General features: G+C 58.9%; 23 protein-coding genes, 1 tRNA gene and 2 pseudogenes. 15 read left to right on the forward strand and 11 right to left on the reverse strand.

The window, feature by feature from the left end; all coding sequences use genetic code 11:
* Positions 1-11: 11 nt before the first annotated feature.
* Genes AC1ROI_RS13185 through AC1ROI_RS13195 form a run of 3 tightly spaced genes read right to left on the reverse strand, consistent with a single transcriptional unit; the run spans position 12 to position 3,323 of the window.
* A complete protein-coding gene (locus tag AC1ROI_RS13185; RefSeq protein WP_102594068.1) occupies positions 12-812 on the reverse strand; it encodes an aldolase/citrate lyase family protein in 801 nt (266 codons plus the stop codon).
* 14 nt (positions 813-826) lie between these two features.
* Entirely contained in the window at positions 827-2,011 is a 1,185-nt protein-coding gene (rhmD, locus tag AC1ROI_RS13190) for an L-rhamnonate dehydratase (protein WP_077750338.1), read from the reverse strand.
* Between the two features lie 16 nt (positions 2,012-2,027).
* Positions 2,028-3,323: an MFS transporter gene (locus tag AC1ROI_RS13195; protein WP_010456004.1), complete on the reverse strand. Its 1,296-nt coding sequence runs from the start codon at positions 3,321-3,323 to the stop codon at positions 2,028-2,030.
* Between the two features lie 125 nt (positions 3,324-3,448).
* On the opposite strand from AC1ROI_RS13195, the gene AC1ROI_RS13200 reads away from it, so the two are divergent.
* The 5 genes from AC1ROI_RS13200 to AC1ROI_RS13220 all read left to right on the forward strand — a co-directional run bounded on the left by AC1ROI_RS13200 (position 3,449) and on the right by AC1ROI_RS13220 (position 10,149).
* Positions 3,449-4,390, forward strand: coding sequence for a LysR family transcriptional regulator (locus AC1ROI_RS13200; protein WP_102594069.1), 942 nt, complete (start codon positions 3,449-3,451; stop codon positions 4,388-4,390).
* Between the two features lie 184 nt (positions 4,391-4,574).
* A complete protein-coding gene (locus AC1ROI_RS13205) occupies positions 4,575-7,406 on the forward strand; it encodes a xanthine dehydrogenase family protein molybdopterin-binding subunit (RefSeq protein ID WP_102594070.1) in 2,832 nt (943 codons plus the stop codon).
* Positions 7,399-7,938 carry a (2Fe-2S)-binding protein gene (locus AC1ROI_RS13210; RefSeq protein WP_010455997.1) on the forward strand — a complete coding sequence of 180 codons (540 nt, stop codon included), beginning with the start codon at positions 7,399-7,401 and terminating at the stop codon, positions 7,936-7,938. Before AC1ROI_RS13205 ends, AC1ROI_RS13210 begins: the two co-directional genes overlap by 8 nt.
* A 2-nt stretch (positions 7,939-7,940) precedes the next feature.
* Complete coding sequence (locus AC1ROI_RS13215) at positions 7,941-9,176, forward strand: c-type cytochrome (RefSeq protein ID WP_102594071.1); 1,236 nt, start codon at positions 7,941-7,943, stop codon at positions 9,174-9,176.
* Between the two features lies 1 nt (position 9,177).
* A complete protein-coding gene (locus tag AC1ROI_RS13220) occupies positions 9,178-10,149 on the forward strand; it encodes an XdhC family protein (protein WP_102594072.1) in 972 nt (323 codons plus the stop codon).
* 119 nt (positions 10,150-10,268) lie between these two features.
* On the opposite strand, the gene AC1ROI_RS13225 is transcribed toward AC1ROI_RS13220, so the two are convergent.
* A complete protein-coding gene (locus AC1ROI_RS13225; protein WP_102594073.1) occupies positions 10,269-11,552 on the reverse strand; it encodes an NAD(P)/FAD-dependent oxidoreductase in 1,284 nt (427 codons plus the stop codon).
* Between the two features lie 183 nt (positions 11,553-11,735).
* On the opposite strand from AC1ROI_RS13225, the gene AC1ROI_RS13230 reads away from it, so the two are divergent.
* The 3 genes and pseudogenes from AC1ROI_RS13230 to AC1ROI_RS13240 all read left to right on the forward strand — a co-directional run bounded on the left by AC1ROI_RS13230 (position 11,736) and on the right by AC1ROI_RS13240 (position 12,896).
* Positions 11,736-11,812: transfer RNA gene (locus AC1ROI_RS13230), tRNA-Val, on the forward strand.
* A 290-nt stretch (positions 11,813-12,102) separates the two neighbouring features.
* Positions 12,103-12,378, forward strand: a pseudogene (locus AC1ROI_RS13235) (cell wall hydrolase); the annotation flags it as partial.
* Entirely contained in the window at positions 12,378-12,896 is a 519-nt protein-coding gene (locus AC1ROI_RS13240) for a lysis system i-spanin subunit Rz (RefSeq protein WP_102595438.1), read from the forward strand. The pseudogene AC1ROI_RS13235 and the gene AC1ROI_RS13240, both read left to right, overlap by 1 nt.
* Positions 12,897-12,921: 25 nt before the next feature.
* Here AC1ROI_RS13240 and AC1ROI_RS13245 read toward each other — a convergent pair whose 3' ends face one another.
* Complete coding sequence (locus AC1ROI_RS13245; protein WP_102595439.1) at positions 12,922-13,281, reverse strand: hypothetical protein; 360 nt, start codon at positions 13,279-13,281, stop codon at positions 12,922-12,924.
* A gap of 220 nt (positions 13,282-13,501) precedes the next feature.
* Positions 13,502-13,720, reverse strand: a complete 219-nt coding sequence (locus AC1ROI_RS13250) for a hypothetical protein (RefSeq protein ID WP_102595440.1) — start codon at positions 13,718-13,720, stop codon at positions 13,502-13,504.
* A gap of 427 nt (positions 13,721-14,147) precedes the next feature.
* On the opposite strand from AC1ROI_RS13250, the gene AC1ROI_RS13255 reads away from it, so the two are divergent.
* Entirely contained in the window at positions 14,148-14,324 is a 177-nt protein-coding gene (locus AC1ROI_RS13255; protein ID WP_169856879.1) for a hypothetical protein, read from the forward strand.
* 135 nt (positions 14,325-14,459) lie between these two features.
* On the opposite strand, the gene AC1ROI_RS13260 is transcribed toward AC1ROI_RS13255, so the two are convergent.
* The gene (locus tag AC1ROI_RS13260) at positions 14,460-16,025 is read right to left on the reverse strand and encodes a methyl-accepting chemotaxis protein (RefSeq protein ID WP_083376297.1); all 1,566 of its coding nucleotides are present in this window, start codon (positions 16,023-16,025) and stop codon (positions 14,460-14,462) included.
* Positions 16,026-16,216: 191 nt separating this feature from the next.
* Here AC1ROI_RS13260 and AC1ROI_RS13265 point away from each other — a divergent pair, with 191 nt between their 5' ends.
* Entirely contained in the window at positions 16,217-16,411 is a 195-nt protein-coding gene (locus AC1ROI_RS13265) for a hypothetical protein (RefSeq protein ID WP_010455982.1), read from the forward strand.
* A 457-nt stretch (positions 16,412-16,868) separates the two neighbouring features.
* The gene (locus AC1ROI_RS13270; RefSeq protein ID WP_102595441.1) at positions 16,869-17,324 is read left to right on the forward strand and encodes a DUF2214 family protein; all 456 of its coding nucleotides are present in this window, start codon (positions 16,869-16,871) and stop codon (positions 17,322-17,324) included.
* Positions 17,325-17,510: 186 nt separating this feature from the next.
* Here AC1ROI_RS13270 and csrA read toward each other — a convergent pair whose 3' ends face one another.
* Complete coding sequence (gene csrA / locus AC1ROI_RS13275) at positions 17,511-17,705, reverse strand: carbon storage regulator CsrA (protein WP_007938114.1); 195 nt, start codon at positions 17,703-17,705, stop codon at positions 17,511-17,513.
* Between the two features lie 250 nt (positions 17,706-17,955).
* Here csrA and AC1ROI_RS13280 point away from each other — a divergent pair, with 250 nt between their 5' ends.
* On the forward strand, positions 17,956-18,321 hold the full coding sequence (locus AC1ROI_RS13280; RefSeq protein ID WP_010455972.1) for an SPOR domain-containing protein: 366 nt from the start codon (positions 17,956-17,958) through the stop codon (positions 18,319-18,321).
* A gap of 101 nt (positions 18,322-18,422) precedes the next feature.
* Positions 18,423-19,353: pseudogene (locus tag AC1ROI_RS13285) on the forward strand (siderophore-interacting protein).
* 58 nt (positions 19,354-19,411) lie between these two features.
* Here AC1ROI_RS13285 and AC1ROI_RS13290 read toward each other — a convergent pair.
* The 3 genes from AC1ROI_RS13290 to AC1ROI_RS13300 all read right to left on the reverse strand — a co-directional run bounded on the left by AC1ROI_RS13290 (position 19,412) and on the right by AC1ROI_RS13300 (position 21,654).
* Complete coding sequence (locus AC1ROI_RS13290) at positions 19,412-20,101, reverse strand: endonuclease (RefSeq protein WP_010455967.1); 690 nt, start codon at positions 20,099-20,101, stop codon at positions 19,412-19,414.
* Positions 20,102-20,105: 4 nt separating this feature from the next.
* Positions 20,106-20,396, reverse strand: a complete 291-nt coding sequence (locus AC1ROI_RS13295; protein WP_042932723.1) for a DUF1654 domain-containing protein — start codon at positions 20,394-20,396, stop codon at positions 20,106-20,108.
* A 169-nt stretch (positions 20,397-20,565) separates the two neighbouring features.
* Complete coding sequence (locus tag AC1ROI_RS13300; protein WP_010455963.1) at positions 20,566-21,654, reverse strand: asparaginase; 1,089 nt, start codon at positions 21,652-21,654, stop codon at positions 20,566-20,568.
* 346 nt (positions 21,655-22,000) lie between these two features.
* Between AC1ROI_RS13300 and AC1ROI_RS13305 the strand changes: the two genes are divergently transcribed.
* Together AC1ROI_RS13305 and AC1ROI_RS13310 are read left to right on the forward strand one after the other, a co-directional pair.
* The gene (locus AC1ROI_RS13305; RefSeq protein ID WP_102595442.1) at positions 22,001-22,450 is read left to right on the forward strand and encodes a hypothetical protein; all 450 of its coding nucleotides are present in this window, start codon (positions 22,001-22,003) and stop codon (positions 22,448-22,450) included.
* Between the two features lie 188 nt (positions 22,451-22,638).
* Positions 22,639-23,595 carry a sugar ABC transporter substrate-binding protein gene (locus AC1ROI_RS13310; protein WP_010455958.1) on the forward strand — a complete coding sequence of 319 codons (957 nt, stop codon included), beginning with the start codon at positions 22,639-22,641 and terminating at the stop codon, positions 23,593-23,595.
* Positions 23,596-23,641 lie beyond the last annotated feature (46 nt).

A 23,641-nucleotide genomic window follows, 5' to 3' on the forward strand; every position in this document is an offset into this window, starting at 1 on the left:
TCCTTGGCTGATCAGTAAGTGCGCGACGGCGCGTGTTCGGTGGCTGGTGTGCGATAGCGGGCCAGGGTGGCCGTGGCGCTTTGGCGCAGCAGGCTGATGTCGATGGCCACGGCAATGAACTGACAGCCCCAGCTTTGATAGCGGCGCACGTCTTCTTCGTTCGGCGCGAGGATGCCGCAAGCCTTGCCGGCTGCGAGCGTTGCTTTCACTGCGTGCTGGATGCGTTCCTGAACGTCAGGATGGCCAGGGTTGCCTGCATGGCCGAGGCCGATGGACAAATCCGCCGGGCCGATAAACACCGCGTCGACGCCTTCGATGGCGGCGATCGCTTCGACGTTTTCCACGCCAATCCGCGATTCCACCTGAACGATCAGGCACAACTGCTCATGGGCGGTGTTCAAATAATCCGGCACGCCGTCCCAGCGCGTGGCGCGGGTCAAACCGCCGCCGACGCCGCGAACACCGTGGGGCGGGTAACGCATGGCGCGCACCAGGGCGGCCGCTTGCTCGGCGGTTTCCACCATCGGAATCATCAGCGTCTGCGCACCGATATCCAGCAGTTGCTTGATCAGGTTGGCATCGCCCGTCACCGCACGCACCACGGGCGCCGTGGAGTAGGGCGCCACCGCCTGTAATTGCGCGAGTACGCCGGGCACGGTGTTCGGCGCGTGTTCACCGTCGATCAGCATCCAGTCGTAACCGGTGGTGGCGACGATTTCGGCGGCGTAGCCGGTGGCGAAACCGGCCCAGATTCCGTACTGGGTCGCCGGATTTTTCAGCGCGGCCTTGAAAGCGTTGTGAGGCATGTTCATAGCGGGGTCCTTTCTCAGCGGTTGTACGGCCGATGCAGTTGGCATTCCGGGTTCAGGGTCACGCCGAAACCTGGCTGGTCGAGTGCCGAGAGGCGCATGCGGCCGTTCACCGGAACCGGTTCGCCGAGCAATTGCGGGTGGAACATCGGCACCACTTCGTCAGCCTTCGGCGCCATCATCAGAAACTCGGCGAACGGGCTGTTATGCCGGGTGGCGACGAAGTGGTAGCTGTAAACCGAAGAACCGTGAGGAATCACCAGCGCGTTGTGGGCATCGGCCAGGGCGGAAATCTTCACCAGTTCGGTGATCCCGCCGCACCAGCCAACGTCCGGCTGGATGATGTCGCAGCAGCCCATTTCCAGGAGCATGCGGAAACCCCAGCGGGTGGCTTCGTGTTCGCCGGTGGTCACCAGCATGCCTTTGGGCACGTTGTTGCGCAGAGCCGCGTAGCCCCAGTAATCGTCCGGCGGCAGAGCCTCTTCGATCCACTTCAAGCCGTACTCGTGGGCGCCGACCGCCAGCTTGGTGGCGTAGTTGAGGTCCAGGCTCATCCAGCAATCGAGCATCAGCCAGAAGTCCGGGCCCACCCGCTCGCGCATGGTCGCCAGTTCTTCGAGGTTCTTGCGCAGGCCTTCCTCGCCTTCGGCCGGGCCGTGATGCAACGGCATCTTGCCGCCAATGAAGCCCATTTTCTGCGCCAGGTCCGGACGGGCGCCGGTGGCGTAGAACTGCAATTCGTCGCGCACCGCACCGCCGAGCAACTGATGCACCGGCTCTTTGCGGATCTTGCCGAGCAAGTCCCACAACGCCAGATCAACCCCGGAGATCGTGTTGATGACGATGCCTTTGCGACCGTAATACAGGGTCGATTGGTACATCTGGTCCCAGATTTTTTCGATGTCGGTGACCCGTGCGCCTTCGAGGAAACGCGCCAAGTGTTTTTCGACAATGTACGCGGCAGGCTCGCCACCGGTGGTGACGGCGAAACCGACCGTGCCGTCGCTGGCTTCGATCTCGACCACCAGCGTGCCGAGCACGTTGATGCCGAAGGTGCGGCGGCTCTGGCGATACTCGGGGTATTTGCTCATCGGCGTGGCAATGTGATCGTCGATCCAGTGACCGTCCGCCTGATCGTGATAATCCGCGCCGCCGCCTCTCAACGTGAAGGCGCGGACGTGTTTGATGGTTGGAATGCCCATGGTGTGACTCCTCAGGTTAAACGGTGGCCGGTGTGTTGGAAGGCTTGTGGACGGGTGAGCGGATGCCCAGGACCAGCAACGCGGCGATGACGGTGGTGCCGGCCAGCACGTACAAGCCTGCGGCCGGTGAATGGAAGGCGCCTTCGGCCCAGTTCTTCAGGACCGGGGCGATGAAGCCGCCGAGGGCGCCGAACGAGTTGATCAGGGCAATCCCGGCTGCAGCGGCGCTGCCGGCGAGATAGCTGGAAGGAAAGGTCCAGAACACCGGTTGCACAGCGATGAAACCCGAAGCGGCGAAACACAGGGCGACGATGCCGAGGAACGGGCTGGCGAAGGTCACCGAGCAGGCGATTCCGGCTGCGGACATCAGCAACGTCAGGCAGGCGGTGCGGCGACGTTCGCCGGTGCGGTCGCTGTAGCCGGGGATCAGGTACGCCGCGACTATCGCGCAGATCCATGGGATCGCCGTGACCAGTCCGACCATCAGCCCGACCTTTGTGCCCAGCAGCCCGCCGACCTGGGTCGGCAGATAGAACACCACGCCGTAGACGCTGGCCTGAATCAGCAGATAAATCAGGCACAAGTACAGAACTGAGGGTTGGCACAGAACATTGAGCAGGCTGCGGCCATGATTCTGTTTGTGGCTATCTTCTTGATCGAGGATGCCTTGCACTTGCTGGCGTTCTTCAACCGTCAGCCACTTCGCGTCAGCCGGGCGATTGTCCAGATACCAATAAGCCCAGACGCCCACCGCCGTGGCCATCAAGCCTTCAACCGCGAACAGCCATTGCCAGCCGTGGACGCCGGCAAATCCGTCCAGCTCCAACAGCAAGCCAGACAACGGACTGCCAAAGATGAACGCCAGCGGTGCACCGAAGTAGAAAAAGCCCATGGCTTTGCCGCGCGCGGCGCTGGGGAACCAGTAGGTGAGGTAAAGGATCACGCCGGGGAAGAAACCGGCCTCGGCCACGCCCAGCAAAAAGCGCAGGACGTAGAAACTGGTTTCGGTGTGGGCAAAGACCATGGCGGCGGAGACCAGCCCCCAGGTCACCATGATCCGGCACATCCACAGGCGGGCGCCGACACGGTGCAGGATCAGATTGCTCGGCACTTCAAGCAGCGCGTAACCCACGAAAAACACCCCGGCGCCGAAGGCGAAGGCGGCGTCGCTGATGTTGGTGTCGGCTTGAAAGGCTTGCTTGGCGAACCCGACGTTGGCGCGGTCGAGGAAGGCCATGATGTACATCAGTAGCAGGAAAGGGAGTAGCCGCCAGGAAATTTTGGCGAGCAGAGGCGCAGGTAGAGTCTTCATCGCAGTTTTCCTTTGGTAGGGCATTTGTTCTTATGGGAAAGACTGTACGGCCGCGGATCGATGCGTTACAAATCGAATCTAGCTCACAACTGATACCTTCAGGGTATCGATAACAAAGGCCCGCCATGACCACGCCGATCATCTCCCGCAGCCTGCTCAACCGCCTGCGCTACAAGCATTTGCACATGCTGGTGACGCTCAGCAGCAGTCAGAACCTGCACCGCGCCTCACAAAGCCTGAACATGTCGCAACCGGCGGCGACCCGGATGCTGCATGAGATTGAAGACATGTTCGGCTGCGATCTGTTCGAGCGCCTGCCGCGCGGAATGCGGCCAACAGCGCTGGGCAGCGAGTTGATTCGTTTCGCCGAATCCGCCCTCAGCGGCCTCGACCGCTGCGCCGAAGACCTGATTGCGCGGCAGCAGGGCGGTTACGGTTATCTGTCCATCGGCACCATCATGGGCGCCGCGCCCGACCTGGTGATGGATTCGATTGCCGAAATCAAGGCGCTCAATCCGCAGTTGCGCATTCGCATCATGGGCGACACCAGCGATCAGGTGATCCAGTTGCTGGAGCAGGGCCGCATCGACCTCGCCATTGCCCGTCGCAACGCGGCCACCGACAGCGAACATTACGAGTTCGAACAGCTGGGCAACGAACGGTTGCTGGTTGTCGTTCACGCCGGTCATCCCTTGGTGCAACGGGAAACGCTCGAACTCTCGGAACTGGTCAGCGGCTGGCCGTGGATCCTGCAGCCGGAAACCAGCCCGGCGCGCATCGGGCTGGATCAGGCCTTGCAGCGCCTGGCGTTGCCGACACCCGCCGACATCATCGAATGCAGCTCGGTGTACTCGATGCAGCAACTGATTCAACTGACCGACGCCATCATGGTGCTCTCGGAAACCGCGTTGCGCGACTACCTGAAAATGGGTCTGGTGGTGGCGCTGCCGGTGGAGCTGGATGTGCAACTGGCGCCATTCGGATTGTTGCTGCGCAAGGGCGAACACATCAGCCGGGAGTTGGGTTTGTTCATCGATTTGCTTCGCCGGAAAGTGGCGGTTTTCTGATTATTTGGTCAGATTTTTGTTGCCAGTTGTTTTCTACAAGCCGATATATCTATAAAGTTAACCTTTCGGTCAGCTTTGCACTGTCAACACAGCCCTTTGCCTCGTCAAAAAGGGCTTCTGCAAGACTCGAGATCCCCAGAACATAACCAGAAGGGCGGACCCATAACCGCCCAGAGGATGATCCATGTCCAACCGTGAAATATCCCGGCGCTCGTTCCTTCAGGGCGGGCTGGTGGCGGGTGTGAGCGTGACGCTCACGCCGCTCAGCAGTCAGGCGCTGGCGGCCTTGATGGAAAACAGCGTGACCGTGCCTTCCGAGCAATGGCTCGGCAACAACGGCAAGGCGCGCTCGCGTAACGATGCCTTGTCCAAGGTCTGCGGCAGCAAAGTGTTTGCCCGCGACATCCGCGCCAAGGACATGCCGGGCTGGCCGCAGCAACAAGGCCACGCCATGCTGCTGAAGACCACCAAGGCCGATCGCATTTATGCCGGTTACGACCTGACGTGGCTCGGCGCCGACTTGCAGCCGGACCGCATCGTCACCGCCGCCGACCTGGACAAGAACGGCATCGCCTTCCCGGAAGAGCACGCGCCGGATCCGCTGCTGCCGGAGGGCAAGGTGCCGATGTTCATCGGCCATCCCGTGGCGATCCTGATCTGGAACGACTTCGAACGCTTCCGCCAGGCCAAGGCCAGACTCAAATTTAATGACAAAGCGATTCGTTACGGCGACAAAGTGCCGTTCTACGAAGGCGATCCCTACGGCAGTTTCCGCTACGTGCGCGTCGGTGGGGCGACCTCGGCGGATGAAGACGAATTCGCCAGCCTGAAGGATTCGATCCTGTTCCCGATGCTGCGCAACCGTCGTCCGGTGTGGAATTCCCAACCGAACCTGCACGGCAACCTGACCGAGCGCGGCTTGTTCTACGCCGAGCGCATGAAGCAGCAAATCGACACGCCGCCAGACAACTGGCTGGTGTTCGACGAGCGCTACAAAACCCCGTCAATCGAACCGGCCGCGATGGAGCCAGACAACGGCAACGGCTGGTACGACCCGGCGACCAAAACCCTGCATTTTGTCGTCGCCACTCAGTGCCCGCTGGAGACCGCGAGCGAAACCGCGAAGATGATCGCACCGTCGCGTTTCGGCCTGGCCAACCTGAACATGCACCCGGGCTACACCGTCGGTTATGGCTCCAAAGATCACAACATTTTCGTGTACTACGCGGCGCTTGCGGCGTTGTACGGCGCCGGTGTGCCGGTGCGTCTGGCCAACGATCGCTACGAGCAGTTCCAGAGCGGCATCAAGCGTCACCCGTTCGACATCCGCTACCAACTGGCGGTCGACAAGACCGATCACAGCTTCAAAATTTTCCGCGCCGAGATGAACGTCGACGGCGGTGGACGGATCAACTACAGCCCCTCTGTCGCGGCGGTTGGCGCCACGGCGGCGCAGTCGATCTACTACATGCCGCAGAACGATTTGCAGGTCACCGCCTACCATTCCCGCGCCGTTGAAGCCGGGTCAATGCGTGGATACGGCACCCTGCAAAGCATGGCCTCGACCGAGATGATGGTCGATGAGATTGCCGATCGCCTCGGCATTGACGCCATTGATCTGCGCAAGAAAAACGCCATGGTCTCGGGCATGAAAAACACCCAGGGCGCGGTGCCGGCAGGCGCGTTGCGCCTGCACGAAATTCTCGATAAAGCCGCTGTCCACGAAGTCTGGAAAAACCGCGACGCGATCAAAAAGCAGCGCGAAGCCCGGGACCCGGACAACTGGTACGGCGTCGGTTTTGCCATCTGCCAGAAAGACTTCGGCACCGGTTCCGAAGCGCCGATGGCCAGCATCGAATTCACCGCTGATGGGCACATCACCCTGCGCCACATCGGTATCGAAATCGGCACCGGCATGTCCACCTCGCAAGCCTTGGTCGTGGCGGATTTCCTTGGCGTCCCGGCGACTGAAGTGAAGACCGGCGAGACCGAATGGAAAGAGTTGCAGCTGATCACCGGCGGCAACCCGTACCTCATGAGCCAGGCCGAGCAGGACACTGTGCTGCGCAATCCGCGCTGGGTCGGCAAACTCGCCTCGGCCTCATCGGCGACCAACTCCGCCTATTACTTCAGCCACGCCACCCGTGAAGCGGCGCGCGTGTTGTTCAACCACGGTTTGTGGCCGGCGGCGTTGCAGATCTGGGGCCAGGGCCCTTACGGCGGCCAGGCCAACCCGTATGTGGTTCGCCGTGAAGATGCGCATTGGGTCGACGGCCGACTCACCGCCAACGGCATGCAGCCGCTGAGCTTTGAGCAACTGGCCAGGCACGCCCACGAAAAAGGCCTGGTGACCGGCGCGACCGTGCACGGTTTCAACCGCTGGAGTTGGGCCGAGGCCGAGTTCAGCATCGACGGCGTGCGTGAACGTCTGCCGCTGGACGGCTTGGCGGTCAAGTACGGCGATGGCGCGCCGAGCGTGAAAAAGGCGCAGATGAACAGCGCCGGTTTTCACTTGCTGGATCGCCAGAACGTGCATTACCCGGACACGCAGTTGAACAACGCGGCGGTGACGTATTACAGCCCGGTGGCGACGCTGGTGGAGCTGAAAGTGAACAAGGGCTCCGCCGAAGTGCAGGTGCTCAACCACCACTCGTGGGTCGAGTGCGGTCGGGTGCTGGTGGAAGAACTGGTCAAGGGCCAGCTCGAAGGCGGGATCGCCATGGGCATCGGCCATGCGTTGATGGAGGAGATGCCGCTGTATGAAGGCGGGCCGGGGGAGGGTGACTGGAACTTCAACCGTTACCGCTTGCCGATGGCGCGCCACGTAGCGGTGTGGACGCAGACGGCTGAAATCCTGCCGCCGCTGTCGCCAAGCGATCCATCCAAGGGCATCGCCGAAGTGGTGATGATCCCGGTGGTCGGTGCCATCGGTAACGCTGTGGCGCATGCCATCGGCAAACGGGTCCGCGACCTGCCTATCACTTCTGCCCGCATCAAGGAGGCCCTCAATGGCTAACCGTCCGCTTCAACTGACCCTCAACGGTCAATCCGTCGGCCCGGTGGACATCCCTGATGACCTGCCGATGATCGATTACCTGCACGAATACAAAAACCTCACCGGCTCGCGCCTGGGCTGCGGCCAGGGCATCTGCCACGCCTGCGTAGTGATCGTCGACAACCCGGACGGCACCAGCGAAGAAGTGCGCACCTGCATCACCGGTGCGCACTATTTCGAAGGCAAAAAAGTGCGGACCATTGAAGGCCACGCGACCCGCGATGAACAGGGCCAGGTCACCGAACTCAATCCGATCCAGCAGCGCTTCGTCGATGAATTTGCCTTCCAGTGCAGCTACTGCGCACCGGGTTTTGTAAATGCCGCGACGGTGTTGGTGGAGAAGCTGCAGCGTCAGCCCATCGTCAAAAGCCAGCTGGAAAAAGTCATCGAGGACAGCCTCGGTCACCATATCTGCCGCTGCACCGGCTACGTGCGGTATTACAGCGCGACGCGCAACGTGCTGACCGATCTCGGCCTGGTCAAGGAGGGTTGAGCATGAAGCATTTACTGTCCCGTCTGGCGTTGGCGGTGGGTCTGGCTGCGTCTGTGTTGCTGGCTCATGCGGATGATCAAGTCGTTCGTGGTGCCTATCTCGCCCGCGCCGCCGATTGCATGGCCTGCCACACCGCGCCGGGTGGCGCGCCGTATGCCGGTGGGCTGCCGATCGTCTCGCCGTTCGGCACGATCTACGGCACCAATATCACCCCGAGCAAAGAGCACGGCATCGGTTTGTACAACGATGACGAATTCTTCGCCGCGCTCACCGAGGGCAAGCGTCGCGATGGCGCGAACCTGTATCCGGCGATGCCGTACACCTCCTATCACTTGATGCCGCGCGCAGATTCCGATGCGATTCACGCGTACCTGAAAACCGTCGAGCCGATCGAACGGGCAGCGCCGGTCACGAGCCTGAGCTTTCCGTTCAACGTGCGCCTGGGCTTGACGGGCTGGAACATGCTCTACGGCAAGGACGTGAAGCTGGCGCCGGCCGACGGCAAAAGCGAAGCCTGGAAGCGCGGCCAGTACATGGTCGACGTGCTCGGTCATTGCGGCGAATGCCACACCCCGCGCGGCTTGCCGGGCGCGATGCAGCAGGACAAACGCATGACCGGCGGCGTGCTCAACGGCTATCTGGCGCCTAGCCTGCTGGCCAACGACCTGGCCGCTCGCGGCTGGAATCATCAGGACCTGAGCACGTTCCTCAAACACGGCATGAGCGCCCAGGGCACGATGTTCAACGAGATGTTCCCGGTGTTTCACAACAGCACCCAAGGCCTCAATGACCCGGACCTGGCAGCAATGGCAACCTTCCTGCTCGGCGATCAACCGCCGACCGCGAAGGTTCTGACCGACGTGCCGCTGGACAAGCTCGGTGCCAGCGCCCAGCGCGGTCGTCAGGATTACCTGAACGTCTGCGCCGGTTGCCACGCGGTCGGCGGCGAGGGCAAGCCGCACATCGCCGTGGCCATGCGCGGCAACACCACGCTGCGCCTGGAAGATCCGCGCAACCTGGTGCGGGTGATCGACGACGGCATTGGTGAGCAGAAATTCACCGGGTTCGAACACATGCAACCGATGCCGGGGTTCGCGGAGAAGCTCAGTCACGAGCAACTCACCGATCTGCTCAACTACCTGCGTCAAGGGTGGGGTGGTCAGACAGGTGATCTGGCCGTGAGCGACGTGCAGACGTTGCGCGCCGATGCACCGCCACTCGAGCACAAGGCGCACTGACATGCAGCATCTCGATCTGCAAGTCGTGCGCCGGGCGCTGGAATGGTCGATGGCCGGCCAGCGCATCTGGCTGTGCACGGTGCTCGCCACCTATGGCTCGGCGCCGCGCGCGCCGGGCTCGTTGCTGGCGGTGAACACCGACGGACAATGGATCGGCTCGCTGTCCGGCGGCTGCGTCGAGGAAGACTTTCTCGAACGCGTCGCCGAGGGCGCGTTTGTTGATGCGGTCAGCGTGGTCCGTTATGGCGACGGCGACGATCCGCATTCTCGTGTGAGTCTGCCCTGCGGTGGTGTGCTCGATGTACTGGTGGAGAAGCTCGAATCCGGGTGTGAAGTTCAGGCTCATCTGCGGGAGCTGGAGTCGGCGTTGCTGGGCCAGCGGCGGCTGATCCGCGAGATTGATCTGGCCAGCGGTGCACGCAGCCTATTCACTGATCGTGAGCAGGGCGTGCGCATCGAACGGGAGATTGATCGGGTGCGCGTGCGGATCGGCGCGGCTCAGCGTTTGCTGTTGGCGGGGTATTCCAGCGTCGCCCAGGCGTGCGCGGAGTTTGCGGTTGGCCTCGGGTTCGAGGTGATTCTCTGTGATCCGCGCGACGAGGTGCTGGAAGGTGTCGTGCTGGAAAACGTTGAGATTCGTCGTCAATTGCCGTCCGTGTTCATTGCTGACGGCGGCTGCCACAGCGACACCGCGGTGGTGGCCTTGACTCACGATCCGCGCATCGACGATTTGGCGATGATGGAAGCCGTGCGCACCGAGGCGTTTTACATCGGTGTGATGGGCTCCCTGCAGACCTCGCAGAAGCGCTTCGAGCGGTTGCGCAGGATTGGTGGGTTGGGAGACGCAGAACTGGCGCGGATTCATGCGCCCATCGGCCTGAATCTGGGCAGTAAAACCCCTGCGGAAATTGCCCTCGCCGTACTCGCCGACATCCTGCGAATCCGCAGCGGCATCGCACGGGATCGACTTTAAATACCATTCCCCTTGTGGGAGCGAGCCTGCTCGCGAAGAGCCCGGCACATCCAACATCCATGTTGACTGTTTCGCCGCCTTCGCGAGCAGGCTCGCTCCTACAAAGGATTTCAGTATTCTTAGTACCCGAACTTGTCCCGCAGCCCGTAGTACCAAGCACCCAGCGCGGCAAACGGTGTGCGCAGCAATTGCCCGCCGGGGAACGGGTAGTGCGGCAGATCGGCAAACGCGTCGAAACGCTCAGCCTGGCCACGCAGCGCTTCGGCCAGCACCTTGCCCGCCAGGTGCGTGTACGTGACGCCGTGGCCGCTGCAGCCCTGGGAATAGTAGATGTTGTCGCCGATCCGCCCGACCTGGGGAAGGCGCGAGAGGGTCAGCAGGAAATTGCCGGTCCAGGCGTAATCAATCTTCACGTCCTTGAGTTGCGGGAACGCCTTGAGCATCTTCGGCCGGATGATCGCTTCGATGTTCGCCGGATCCCGCGCGCCATAGACAACACCACCCCCGAAGACCAGGCGCTTGTCGCCGGTCAGGCGGTAGTAATCGAGCAGGTAATTGCAGTCCTCGACGCAGTAATCCTGCGGCAGCAGACGCTTGGCCATTTCATCGCCCAAAGGCTCGGTGGTGATGACCTGAGTGCCGCAAGGCATCGACTTGGCCGCGAGTTCCGGCACCAGGTTGCCGAGATAGGCATTGCCGGCCACGATAATGAATTTGGCCCTGACCTTGCCCTGTGGTGTATGCACCACCGGATTTGCGCCGCGCTCAATGCGGACCGCTGGCGACTGCTCATAAATAGTACCGCCCAGCGACTCGACCGCCGCCGCTTCGCCCAATGCCAGGTTGAGTGGGTGAATGTGCCCGCCGCTCATGTCGAGCATGCCGCCGACGTATTGCTCGCAGGCCACCACTTCACGTATGCGCTTTTGATCCAGCAACTCAAGCTGCGTATGACCAAAACGTTCCCACAGGCGTTTCTGCGATTCCAGATGGCCCATCTGCTTGGCAGTGATGGCAGCGAACACGCCACCGTCCTTCAAGTCGCACTGGATATTATATTTGGCGACCCGCTCACGAATGATCCGCCCGCCTTCAAACGCCATTTGCCCCAGCAACTGAGCCTGCTTGGGACCGACGCTGCGTTCGATCACATCAATGTCACGGCTATAACTGTTAACGATCTGTCCACCGTTACGGCCCGACGCACCAAAACCCACCTTGGCGGCTTCCAGCACCGTGACCTTGAAACCGTTCTCCAGCAAAAACAGGGCAGAGGACAGACCGGTGTAACCGGCACCGATCACACAGACATCAGTCTCTACGTCATCCTGCAAGGCCGGGCGCGGCGGAACCGCATTGGCCGACGCGGCGTAATAGGATTCGGGGTAGGGGGTGTTCGCCATCCGGCTGCCTCTGTTTAATATATTTTACGAGTGCCTCGATCCTACCCGAGTTAAAAAACGACCGCCAGCCACCGGAAAATCTTCTTAACCGCCGCTAAATTAAATATTTTGCATATTCATAGGGTTAGCTCGAAAAAAGGTGTTGACACCCCTCCGGAATTCCGTAGAATGCCGCCTCACAGCAGGCACGTAGCTCAGTTGGTTAGAGCACCACCTTGACATGGTGGGGGTCGTTGGTTCGAGTCCAATCGCGCCTACCAAACAAAATCCGCTCTGCTGGGCGGTCTAGAAGGGCTCACCGAAAGGTGGGCCCTTTTTTGTTGTCTGGTGTTTGGGCAAACTTTGGGAATATTTTGGGCAAACGACCACCGCGCTACACCTTGAGGTCGGCTTTGACCTTCATGTAAACCACTGCGTCATCGCCGTGCCCTGCCTGGTAGTGCTCGGTCATCTTCACATCTGCGTGACCCATCAATGTGTCGGGGATGCCACGCATCCTCCCGACGGCCGGCCAAGCAGCCGGTTTTTTTGTGTCTGGGGAAACGTGATGGATGCCGGTGTCTGCCAAGCGCCGTACCAGTTCAGCTGCTGGAACAAGAGCGACACGAACTACCCGTCCTTGATCGGTGCCAAAGCGATTCCGTTCCGGGAGCTTGCCCAAGCGCGGATCGTTGCTGACCAGGTGATCGACGGCAGGGTGCCAGATCCCACCGGCGGCGCCACGCACTATTACGCCATTGCCATGAAGAAGGCCCCCGGTTGGGCGGCGAAAGCTAAGGAAACTCTTAGGCTTGGTGGCCATGTATTCTTCAAGGATGTGCCGTGATGACACCGACGCAGAAGCTGATCGGTCTGCTGGCGCTGATTCTGGTTCTGACAGCAGGCGCCGCGGCGGGCGCTTGGAAGGTGCAGGACTGGCGGTATGGTAAGCAACTCGCTAAGCAGGTCATCTTACATAAAGACGACCTGGCCGCCATCAGCAGCGCGGCGGCTGCCCAGGTTCGTACCGATCAGGAAAAACGCCGGGCGCTCGAGCTACGGCTGTCGGCCAGCGAAGAAACCCACCACAAGGAGCTAACCGATGCTCAAGCTAATCAGGCTCGCCTGCGCGATCGCCTTGCCACTTCTGATTTGCGCTTGTCAGTCCTTCTCGACTCAGCGGATACAGCCAGTGGTTGCGCAGTGCCAACCGTTGCCGTTGCCGGCAGCGTGGTTCATGGAGGGGCGCGAGCCCGACTTGACCCGGCGCATGCTCAACGAATTGTCGCCATTACCGACGCCGGCGACCAAGGATTGATCGCGCTGCGCGCGTGCCAAACCTACGTGCGAGAATTGTCGCGATGACGATCGTGATAGGCCAGAGGGAATTTTACTGTGAAGCGGTGAGCGAGCTTGTTGTGTCCTTGCACGCCTCGGACAAAAGGGTAGGGGGCACAAAGGTATCGCCCACTTTCGAAAAATATTTATCCTGCAGCCCGGCGTCAAAACCAGTAGGGCTAGCGCTAGATCCAAGGTAACGAACAGTGGAATCAGTGCAGTTGAACTCAAGCTTCACGTAAGTCTTGTAATTGCCAAAGTCCCTTTCCGTGATAACGGTTCGGGTTTGATCAGTTTGGCTGATTGAAACGGTCGTATCTTTGCTGAGTGAATGTGAGGGCAAGACAATCAGGTCGGCACCATGGGCAGCCGAGCAGGAAAATATTACGCAGGCGATAAGAAAGCGACTCATTGTAAACCTTCCGTGGAGAATATGACCGAGCGGTGGATAATAGCCAATATTGAGACGCGCGTTCTAATGAATTCGGAATATTTTGCGAACCTAAATGATCGTTCTGGGTCGTGGCGCCAGGCCCTCCCATTCCCTTGAGTCGATCAGCCTCGCGCTTGTGGCCTTTGGCCGAAATTTCGACGACGTACAATTCCTTTCGAGCGCTTGCCAATTGAGCTGATCACTCGCGTAGATTGCTCATTGCGTCGTCGCGCTGAGTGATCGCTTGGTCATACATCTGCACCAGGCCGAAGATATCCTCTCGCGCCTTTCGAAGGTGCAGGTTTAGTTCTTGGACCTCGTTTTCCAGCATGCGCAAATAGTGGGTGCACGTTTCGAGCTCAGTGGGGCTGCGGAGCCAGTCGCTGGTGTCTTCGATTTCGAGGGGGTCCACGGTCATGCCTTATCGATACTGTTCGGATATACAGTAATCGAGGGGCAGGATTCGGGCGAGGGCAAGGCGACGAGCTGTAGGGTTTTGGATTGTGTTCGGTCGGCAGGACGCCGGGGAAGGGGCACTACTGTAGGAATATACAACGCTAAGTTATTGATTCTTATAGGGCTATACGCCCCTTTATCACCTGTCTAAAAACACCTATTTATCGTTATGGATCAACAGCTTGCATGGGTTTCTGGGTCACCTTGACATGGTGGGGGTCGTTGGTTCGAGTCCAAACGCGCCAACCAAACAAAATCCGATCTGCTGGGCGGTCTAGAGGGGCTCACCGAAAGGTGGGCCCTTTTTTGTTGTCTGGCGTTTAGCAATTCCCGCCGCTCACCTACAGACGGTATAGTTCAGTCAGCTAAATTGTTAAGGAGATCTTGCTATGGATAAGGCATTTCGAAATCCCATGTTTCTAACCGGCATCCCGCTGGCCATTTGCGGATCCAGCTTTGGCTTGACCGGCTTGTTGAACGAAGCAACGTTCAGTGGCATGGCGCCCGGGCTGCTCATTCCAGGGCTCGCCTTTATGTTGATCGGCTGGATGCAGAGGAACAAGTGAGCTTCTCGGCCGTAGACGTGTGCCCATGTGCTTACGCCATAGCTAATCTTGAGCGTCGAGCAGATAACTGGCTTAAACAGCAGGATTGATCATCCTGCTTTTTCTATTTAGATCCCTGATCAGTAAGAGCAGGGGCTATCGGTTAAAGCGCTCAACCAGCGAATACTGAGTTTTAGCCGTCTGTGTTAGTTCCTTGGTTACCTCGGCGGAATGCCTGGCTTGCTCAGACGTCTGATCGGCGAGGGTTGCGATGGTGGTGATGTTGCGGCTGATTTCCTCTGCGACGGCCGACTGCTCTTCAGTCGCGGCCGCGATCTGGGTGGTCATATCGGTGATGTTGGCGACGGCTTCACTGATGCCGATCAGGGCTTTATCGGCTTCCAGCACCCACGCAACTCCTTCTTCGGCCTGGCGCTGGCCGCTTTCCATAGTCTTCACGGCGTTGTTTGAAGAGACCTGTAGCTTGGAAATCAGGCCGTGAATCTGGGTTGTCGACTCGGTTGTTCGCTGTGCCAATTGGCGGACTTCGTCCGCGACGACCGCGAAACCTCGGCCCATTTCTCCCGCGCGTGCAGCTTCGATTGCGGCATTGAGCGCCAATAAGTTGGTTTGATCGGCAATGCCTTTGATCACATCGACGACCGTCCCTATTTCGTTACTGTCTTTGGCCAGTTGCGCGACGGTCTGGCCTGTCTCGCCTACCACATTGGAGAGCCGCTGAATGGCGTCGCGGGTGTCCCGGGCTACGTCACGTCCGCGGCCTGTCAGCACGTTGGCTGCCTGGGTGGCGTCGGCAGTGCGCTGGACGTGGCTTGCTACCTCTTGCGTGGTCGCTGCCATCTGATTGACAGCGGCCGATACCTGCTCGGTTTCGATTCGTTGGCGATCAAGTCCACGTGAGCTGTCGGAGGCGAGAGCATCAGATCTCCCGGCCAGCCCGGTGAGTTGCTCTGCGGTGTCTTGTAAGCGTGTCAGGCAAGTCTTGAGGCGTGATGCCTGGCTCACGAAGGCCGTTTCAAGACGCGCCTGATGACCTCGCTCGTCGCTATACATTTGCGCGATCAGTTGGTCAGAAGTGGAAGCCTCTGCCATTTCCAGCAGATGCAGCGCACCGCGCTTCTGCCGGCGCGAAGCAATCAGGCCCATCGGAGCCGATACACCTACGGCTACCAATGCTGCCAAGGGAGGACTGAGGAAAACACCGCCCAAAGTCCCCGCTAAGCCCATGGCCAGGAACGGCAGCCAGTCCATCAAGACGGGTTGCCATTTGTCGCTGCCGGGGACTGCCGACTTGCCCCGGTTGATTCGTTTATAGAGAGCTTCGGCCCGACGGATTTGTTCGATGCTCGGCTTTACCCGGACCGACTCATAACCAACGACTTGGCTCCCTTCAAATATGGGCGTGACGTAGGCATTGACCCAGTAGTGGTCGCCGTTCCTGGAGCGGTTCTTGACGATGCCCATCCACGGGTTGCCTTGTTTGAGGGCGCTCCACATATGGGCGAATATGGCGGATGGCACGTCAGGATGACGAACGATGTTTTGAGGCGCGCCTATCAGATCTGACTTGTTGAAACCGCTGATGTCTACGAAGGCGTCGTTGCAGTAAGTGATGACCCCTCGTGAGTCCGTTGTCGAGATGAGTTTCTGTTGAGGTCCAAGGGCAACCTCACGTTGTGTAACGGGTTGATTGTTTCTCATCTGTGTTGCTCCTATGCCCTAAGCTTGAGACATCGGCAAGAATTTGCAAAAGGTTAACGAGTTCTTGGAAATGAAACTGTCTTGTGTCGGAAAGTTTATGGGGCGGCGCGTTTGCGTTGGTCTTCAGCGGCTGAGGTTGTTTGCGGTTCAGGCGTAAGATAGCGGTGCTATCCCACCAAAAGGAGCCGCATATGATCGCCGACCAAATGAACAAACAGGCGTCTGAGGGCAAGGCTGTTTGGGATCAATACTTCTGCGCTGCGTTGATTGCGGAAAGTAATCTGACGGCACCCGTTGTCGGAGGGGCTACTCACGAAGACAGGCAGAATCTGTTGATTGAAAGGGCCAAAGCGCTCGCCGATAAGATGATGGAAAACAGAAAATAACCAGGGCCCAGCCATCGTGCTGGGCTCTCTGTTTGGCGCTCTAATAGATGCTCAGTTACGACACTGGTCGTTATAGGATTGTTCAAGCTCCACAAAAATAGTGTGGATATTTAAGCACTTATAAAATTAATTAACCGAACGGTCCTCAAAATATATTGTTACAAGTGTCGGTTTTAGGTAAGATTGCTTCGCGTTCACCACCACGGTTTATGCATTTTTAAGTCCCAAGCGTCCATCAGCTGCTTGGGATTTTTTTTTGCCTGAGGTTTGTCCTGGTTCGCTCGAACATCGCAAGGACACCTCCGCCGCCTGTCTTCACTCTGAAAAAGTTGCTTGTGTGCCGTGCCGCTTCTATGGAGAAGCGCGAAACGCCTCCTGTGCAAACCCGGGCGAATCGCGGTTTTTTGGACTACTACTGACTGGCCAAACTCAAACTCAGTCTGATAGGAGTCAATCGATGCTGGTTCATTGGTCGCTTGCGGCAATTCACTTGCTGGCTTTCGCCTTGGGGTTCTGGGCTGTACTGACGCGGGGAACCGCATTCAGCCGTCTGGCGGCCGGGTCGGGGGAGGCTCGCCGAGTGTTGATGGCCGATAATCTGTGGGGGATCTCTGCCGTCATCCTCTTGATCTCCGGTGGGATGCGGGCCTTCGGTGGGTACGAAAAAGGTACGGATTACTACCTTCACCAGCCATTGTTCCATCTCAAGATGACGCTGTTCGTGCTGATCTTGCTGCTCGAAGTGGCGCCGATGATCACGCTGATCAAATGGCGGGTAGCACTGAGTCGTGGCGCGGCGATCGATACCGGGCGCGCAAAGCTGTTTGCGCGGATCAGTCATCTCGAAGGGCTGCTGGTGTTGCTGATGGTGGTGGCGGCCACGGGCATGGCGCGCGGCGTAACGTTTGGTTAGCCGAGTCGGATCACGTTCTTCCTGGGGGATAATCAGAAACGTCTGACAGTCAGGGCAGGGGACGTGTCGTTAATATCGGCTTCACGTTTTTGGCGGGCAGGGGCGAACGGATGGCAATACTACGCTTGAATCTTTAGCCAGCCGTTGTCCGGGACTGAACGGGCTGGCTACTGACTGCAACAGGATTCAGGGAGTTTGCGGCTTGTCTGGAGCGGTCAGGCCAGCCTGAATGCGTTGATAGATTTCTTCGCGATGCACTGCGACGTCTTTCGGCGCGTTGATCCCGATCCGGACTTGCTGGCCGCTCACGCCCAGTATGGTGATCGTAATGTCGTCACCGATATTTATGCTTTCACCGACTTTGCGGGTGAGTATCAGCATGGTCTTCTCCTTGATTGCTTTGTAGGGCACCTGATTCGAACAGTGCAGAGGTCGGTGGTATGTATAGATTAGTGCGAAGTCTCACGGTTTGGGTGCCTCTTTCTGACGCGCAGATGCTGCATTAATTCCCAAGGCGTAACTATACAGAGGCCGCAACCATCATTCTCGTTGTTTTGCGCCCATTTTGCGGCACTCGGGAAGTATTCATGAATGCTAAAATCGCCGCTTTCAGCATTCAGAGGGACACGTTGTGCGCAAAATGGTCTTGGTAATCGCAGTACTGGCGCTGGTTGGGTGCGATCAAGGTAAGGGCGTCGACGCTCAAAAGCCGAAGCCGGCAGTCGTTTCCGCGCCCGCGGCAGTCACCGGGCCGCAATGGGATGTCGAAGTGCGAGGCGAAACGCCCCAGGCTGTCAGCGACCTGAGCGGCTGGCTGATCGAGCACAGCTTTGTGTCCAGCATCGTCAAGGAAAACGGCAAGACTCGCATTCTGCTCGGACCATTCAATTCGAAAGCCGAGGCCGAAGCCAAGCAGGCCGAGGTGGCTGCGGCGCTTACCCGGGCCAAGAAACAGAACATCGAAGTGCTGGTGCTTGAGCGTCCCGTAGCCCAGTAACAGCCCTTTTCACGCAGGCCTTCCGTCGAAGCCCCTTAAAGGGGATCCACATTGACTCGTCTCTAAGCGTAGTCACTGTCGATTCCCAGAAGGAGCTCTCCATGGCCTCCGCCACCCCTTACAAAATATTCGACGCGGTCCTGGCGCACAAAAAGACCCTCAGCCCACATTTAATGCGCGTGACCCTGGCCGGTCCGATGGTCACCGAAATGGCCACCTAGGCACCGGATCAGCGCGTCAAACTATTCTTTCCAGCCGAAGACGGGTCGCCTGCCAGACTGGCTCATGACCAGCATTGGTATGCGCGCTACCGTTCAATGCCGGCCAACCAGCGTCCGGCAATGCGCACTTACACCATCCGGCATCTGCGGGCCGAGCAAGGCGAAGTGGACATCGACTTCGTATTGCACGGTGAAACCGGTCCGGCCTCCCGTTGGGCAATCCGGTCGGGAGTGGGCGAGCCAATCCAGATTGTTGCGCCTGATCGTCAGTTTTCAGCGCAAGACGCGGGAGGTTTCGAATGGAAGCCGCCTCACACGCTCAAGCATCTGTTGCTGGTGGCTGATGCCACGGCATTGCCCGCCGCTCTCGGCATTGCCCGCCGCTCTCGGCATTCTGGACGAGATGGCTGCCTTGGCCGAGCCGCCGACGACTCAGGCATTTTTCGAGGTGGCCAGCGCAGAAGACGCATTGCCGGTTCCTGAATGGCCTGGGTTGTCAGTGCGGTGGCTGGTCCGGGATCATTCCGCCGGTAGGGCAGCAGGTTCGCTGATGGTTGAAGCGGTCCGTGGGGCGGAGCTGCCGGTTACTTCCTCGCAGACTCACGCAACAGTGGAGCTGGCCGAGGTCGATGTCGACCAAGAGATTCTCTGGGAAACATCCGACTCGACCGGTCAGGGTTTCTACGGTTGGATCGCCGGGGAAACGATGGCCGTGATGAGCCTGCGCAAGTACTTGATCAAGGAGCGCGGCATCGCTCGGGAGTCACTCAATCTGATGGGTTACTGGCGCTACAACAAAAGCGGCGGATAGAAACGTAAAAAGGCCTCGGGCATGAATACCCGAGGCCTTTTTGGTTTTATGCGGTCGATCAGCCGCAGGCTTTCATGTCCACGGGCCCGACAAACTCGTTGCCCCGACCCATCACGCAGGCCACGCTCTGGTTGCGCTGACGTTCCCAGGCTTCAACCGGATAGGTCTTGTTCCACGCGTCGTACAGTTGCCGGTCCTGTTTCGACAGGCGCAAACCGTACTGTTTGCTCATGTAGAAATACGTCCGGGCGATCATGCCGCGAATGGAGGGACGGGGCATGACCTTCTTTGCCTTGAAATCGACCTGGGTCAGGCACGAACCGTACTGACCCGATTGCACCGGCAGCCAACCGAAACTGAAGTTACTGCGATCGCCGTTCACTTCGCCGATGCTCGGCACCAGGTTGTGCAGATCAGCCTCGGCCTTTTGATAGACCGGATCGTACCGCGTGCAGTTCTTGCGTCCGCCTTCTTGCCAGCACTGACGCTGATGGCCGATTTGCCAAGCGGGAACAATGTGCTCCCACTCAATGCGGGCGGCGCGCTTGGCGTTCTTGCGCGGCACATACCCACAGGCTGCGAGGTTGACCTTGTTGCCGGTGTATTTACAGCCGCAATAGAACTCGGTGGATTGCGGCGCGTAAAGCTTCCAGGCGACTTTCTTGGCTTCGTTGAAGGTGCGGGGGGCGCCAGCCTGGGCGCCAAGGGTGATGAACAGAAACAGCAAAGCAAACCAGCGGACACTCATTGACTCAATCTTCCTTCGGCACAACCCAGAAAATCTGCACACCGCCATCGTCGCGATAGGCGAGGGTGACGTTGTCGTTCTCATCAATTTCTTCGAGCAATTGCTCCCACTCATCCACAGGCTCGTCCGGTAAACGGAAGATCAGTGCGGCTTTGGCTTTCTGAGCGGTGGGGGAATTGATGATTTTCTGAACGCGTATGCCCATGCGTTGATAGGCATCAGGAGAAGCAGAGGTGGAGGCCACGGAATTATCCTTATTAAGCTGTACGTGCATACAGTATTTAACTGTAGGCATTTTCGCAACTGCTTAAAATTCAAGAAAATCCTCTGACAGCAGTTTTTTCCATTTGGTGTAGGAAGAAGGGAAAATTTTTATCGGAGTATCAGGCGGGGTATGAACCACTCGCCCAGGCTGGCGAGTGGTGAATGCAGTGCCCGACCGGAGTCGGTCGGGCGAGGGCGAATCAGTATTCCCAGAACATCCGTTGCAGCTCTTTGCTGTCGTTGGTCTTGGTCAGCGCGACCATGGCCAGGATGCGGGCTTTTTGCGGGTTCAGGTCATGCGCCACGACCCAGTCGTACTTGTCGTCAGGCTGTTCGGCATTACGCAGGACGAAACCGCCGGCGTTGACGTGGGACGAACGAATGATTTGCACGCCGTCCTTGCGCAGGGCTTGCAGGGCAGGGACCACACGCGAGGAGACCGAACCGTTGCCGGTGCCGGCATGGATGATCGCTTTGGCACCGGATTGAGCCAGTGCCTTGTAGGCCGTGTCGCTGACGTTGCCGTAGGAATAGGCGATTTCGACGTCAGGCAGGCTCTTGATGGTTTTGATGTCGAATTCCGAATCCATGGTGTGACGCTTGGCCGGCAGACGGAACCAGTAGGATTTGCCCTCAACTACCATGCCGAGCGGCCCCCAGGCACTTTTGAATGCCTCGGTTTTGATGTTGATCATTTTGCTGACGTCGCGCCCCGACTGGATCTCATCATTCATGGTCACCAGCACGCCTTTGCCGCGGGCGTCTTTGCTGCTGGCGACGGCGACGGCGTTGTACAGGTTCAGCATGCCGTCAGCCGACATTGCGGTGCCTGGGCGCATGGAGCCGACGACGATGATTGGCTTGTCGGTTTTTTCCACCAGGTTCAGGAAGTACGCGGTTTCTTCCAGGGTGTCGGTGCCGTGGGTGATCACGATCCCGTCGACGTCTTTGCTGTCGGCCAGTTCGGCGACGCGGCGACCCAATTGCAGCAGGTTGTCGTTGGTGATGCTTTCCGAGGCGATCTGCATGACCTGTTCGCCGCGAACGTTGGCCAGCTGGCTGAGCTCCGGAACCCCGGCGATCAGTTGCTCGATGCCGACTTTCGCTGCCTGGTAGGTCGCGCTGTTAGCAGCGCTGGCGCCGGCACCGGCAATGGTGCCGCCGGTGGCGAGGATCACCACGTTGGCCAGTTTCTGTTGGGTTTCGACTTCTTTTGCCTGAAGAGCGGTAGGCAGGAGCAGCAGGAGGGCCAAAGCGCCCGGAATAAAGGTGTTGAAGGCAGATTTCATTATTTTCTCTCTAGTAGTGAGACGGTGCTGATGCAAGTTCATCTAGATACGCCCCAGGCAGATCTGAACGCTTGGGGTCTAGGTGAAGAGCAGGATCTGTACCAGCCCTACGTTGAATGAGAAAAACTTTTAACTGGATGATTTATATCAATATTTACCCAGTGGGTTACCGGCCTTAAACAGCTTCGTGTCCGGGTTTCCGAATTAGTTGAGGTTTCGCGTTCGGCTCTCCGAAAAGGCCTACGACCTCTGGTGAACTCTTCGCCTTGCCAGATAGAAAATCAGTGCTAAAGAAACCCGCGCACAGGTCGATGTCCCTTCAAGGGATTTTTTTTCGGGAGTGCACATGTCTTTTTCTGTCGGTTTTCCAAATGCGGGCGCAATCACCATTGGTGGCAAGACACCGTCGACGATCAATGCCTTGAGCGAAGCGACGGAAGAAGCGTCGACTCAACTGACTGGAAAAGAAGAAAATCAGGTCAGAACCGGTGGTGCTGTTCAAGGCGAAAGCAAATCAGGGAGCAAATCCGAGAGCAAAAGCACTCAAAGTATTGCGGTGCAAGTGCTGCTCAAACGCATGCAGGAACTGCAACAGCAGTTGCGCGAACAACAGCAGCAATTGGCCGCTGCTCAGGCAGCGTCTTATCCAACCGAGGAAGCCAAAGTCACCGCTGTCATGTCGATCCAGGGGCAGATCGCCGAGACCAATGGCGCGTTGGCCCAGGTCACGGGCAATCTGGTGAAAGAATTGGCCAAGGACTCCAGCACTGGCGCGCTGGTCAGCACGACCGCGTGATGTCCGGGGTTGGTTTTTGCCAACCGAGACACCAAACAGGTCGTTGACAAATCCCGGCAGGGTTCGCATAGTTCGGTCTACGCAAACGTTTGCGCGTTGTTCTTGATGGCTCTGTCCATAGTCGGACGCCATGAAGCTTACGCCAGCGCAAGCGTTGCTCACAATAATCATAAGATCGGAGTGAACCCATGAAGCTGCCATTCGCTGGACGTCTTCTTGCTGTCGCTATGCTGGCCGCCGCATCCGCCGCGCTGCCTGTCTCTTCGGCTTTCGCCGAGACTCCTGAAAAACCCAAAGTCGCACTGGTCATGAAGTCCCTGGCCAACGAGTTCTTCCTGACCATGGAAGACGGTGCCAAGGCTTATCAGAAAGACCATTCCGGCGATTTCGAGCTGATCTCCAACGGCATCAAGGACGAAACGGATACTGCGGGCCAGACGCGCATCGTCGAGCAAATGATTCTGGCCAAGGTCAATGCGCTGGTCATCGCGCCGGCTGACTCCAAGGCCATGGTTCCCGTGATCAAGAAAGCCATCGATGCCGGTATCACCGTGATCAACATCGATAACCAGCTCGACCCGGCCGTGGTCAAAAGCAAGAACATCACCGTCCCGTTCGTAGGCCCGGATAACCGCAAAGGCGCTCGTCTGGTCGGCGAGTATCTGGCCAAGCAGCTGAAGGCCGGTGACGAAGTCGGCATCATCGAAGGCGTGTCCACCACCACCAACGCCCAGGCCCGCACCGCAGGCTTCAAAGACGCGATGGAAGCGGCGCAGATCAAGGTCGTCTCGTTGCAATCCGGTGACTGGGAGATCGACAAGGGCAACAAGGTTGCCGCCTCGATCCTCAGCGAATACCCGGACGTCAAAGCGCTGCTGGCCGGTAACGACAGCATGGCCGTCGGTGCCGTTTCCGCCGTGCGTGCGGCAGGCAAGGCCGGCAAGGTGCAAGTGGTTGGTTACGACAACATCAACGCCATCAAGCCAATGTTGAAAGACGGCCGGGTCCTGGCGACCGCTGACCAGTTTGCCGCCAGGCAAGCCGTGTTCGGTATCGAGACTGCGCTGAAAATCATCAAGGGCGAGAAGGTCGACAGCGGCGCCAACGGCGTGATCGAAACGCCGGTAGAACTGGTCACCAAGTAACCCTTCTGGCGACACAACGGTGCTCGCCCGTCCGGGCGAGCGCATG

This window comes from Pseudomonas sp. GW823-FHT02C02, from assembly GCF_058797635.1.

Coding starts and splice junctions, on each gene's coding strand:
- AC1ROI_RS13185 (WP_102594068.1), bottom strand. CDS start 812: ATGAACATGCCTCACAACGCTTTCAAGGCCGCGCTGAAAAATCCGGCG.
- rhmD (WP_077750338.1), bottom strand. CDS start 2,011: ATGGGCATTCCAACCATCAAACACGTCCGCGCCTTCACGTTGAGAGGC.
- AC1ROI_RS13195 (WP_010456004.1), bottom strand. CDS start 3,323: ATGAAGACTCTACCTGCGCCTCTGCTCGCCAAAATTTCCTGGCGGCTA.
- AC1ROI_RS13200 (WP_102594069.1), top strand. CDS start 3,449: ATGACCACGCCGATCATCTCCCGCAGCCTGCTCAACCGCCTGCGCTAC.
- AC1ROI_RS13205 (WP_102594070.1), top strand. CDS start 4,575: ATGTCCAACCGTGAAATATCCCGGCGCTCGTTCCTTCAGGGCGGGCTG.
- AC1ROI_RS13210 (WP_010455997.1), top strand. CDS start 7,399: ATGGCTAACCGTCCGCTTCAACTGACCCTCAACGGTCAATCCGTCGGC.
- AC1ROI_RS13215 (WP_102594071.1), top strand. CDS start 7,941: ATGAAGCATTTACTGTCCCGTCTGGCGTTGGCGGTGGGTCTGGCTGCG.
- AC1ROI_RS13220 (WP_102594072.1), top strand. CDS start 9,178: ATGCAGCATCTCGATCTGCAAGTCGTGCGCCGGGCGCTGGAATGGTCG.
- AC1ROI_RS13225 (WP_102594073.1), bottom strand. CDS start 11,552: ATGGCGAACACCCCCTACCCCGAATCCTATTACGCCGCGTCGGCCAAT.
- AC1ROI_RS13240 (WP_102595438.1), top strand. CDS start 12,378: ATGACACCGACGCAGAAGCTGATCGGTCTGCTGGCGCTGATTCTGGTT.
- AC1ROI_RS13245 (WP_102595439.1), bottom strand. CDS start 13,281: ATGAGTCGCTTTCTTATCGCCTGCGTAATATTTTCCTGCTCGGCTGCC.
- AC1ROI_RS13250 (WP_102595440.1), bottom strand. CDS start 13,720: ATGACCGTGGACCCCCTCGAAATCGAAGACACCAGCGACTGGCTCCGC.
- AC1ROI_RS13255 (WP_169856879.1), top strand. CDS start 14,148: ATGGATAAGGCATTTCGAAATCCCATGTTTCTAACCGGCATCCCGCTG.
- AC1ROI_RS13260 (WP_083376297.1), bottom strand. CDS start 16,025: ATGAGAAACAATCAACCCGTTACACAACGTGAGGTTGCCCTTGGACCT.
- AC1ROI_RS13265 (WP_010455982.1), top strand. CDS start 16,217: ATGATCGCCGACCAAATGAACAAACAGGCGTCTGAGGGCAAGGCTGTT.
- AC1ROI_RS13270 (WP_102595441.1), top strand. CDS start 16,869: ATGCTGGTTCATTGGTCGCTTGCGGCAATTCACTTGCTGGCTTTCGCC.
- csrA (WP_007938114.1), bottom strand. CDS start 17,705: ATGCTGATACTCACCCGCAAAGTCGGTGAAAGCATAAATATCGGTGAC.
- AC1ROI_RS13290 (WP_010455967.1), bottom strand. CDS start 20,101: ATGAGTGTCCGCTGGTTTGCTTTGCTGTTTCTGTTCATCACCCTTGGC.
- AC1ROI_RS13295 (WP_042932723.1), bottom strand. CDS start 20,396: ATGCCTACAGTTAAATACTGTATGCACGTACAGCTTAATAAGGATAAT.
- AC1ROI_RS13300 (WP_010455963.1), bottom strand. CDS start 21,654: ATGAAATCTGCCTTCAACACCTTTATTCCGGGCGCTTTGGCCCTCCTG.
- AC1ROI_RS13305 (WP_102595442.1), top strand. CDS start 22,001: ATGTCTTTTTCTGTCGGTTTTCCAAATGCGGGCGCAATCACCATTGGT.
- AC1ROI_RS13310 (WP_010455958.1), top strand. CDS start 22,639: ATGAAGCTGCCATTCGCTGGACGTCTTCTTGCTGTCGCTATGCTGGCC.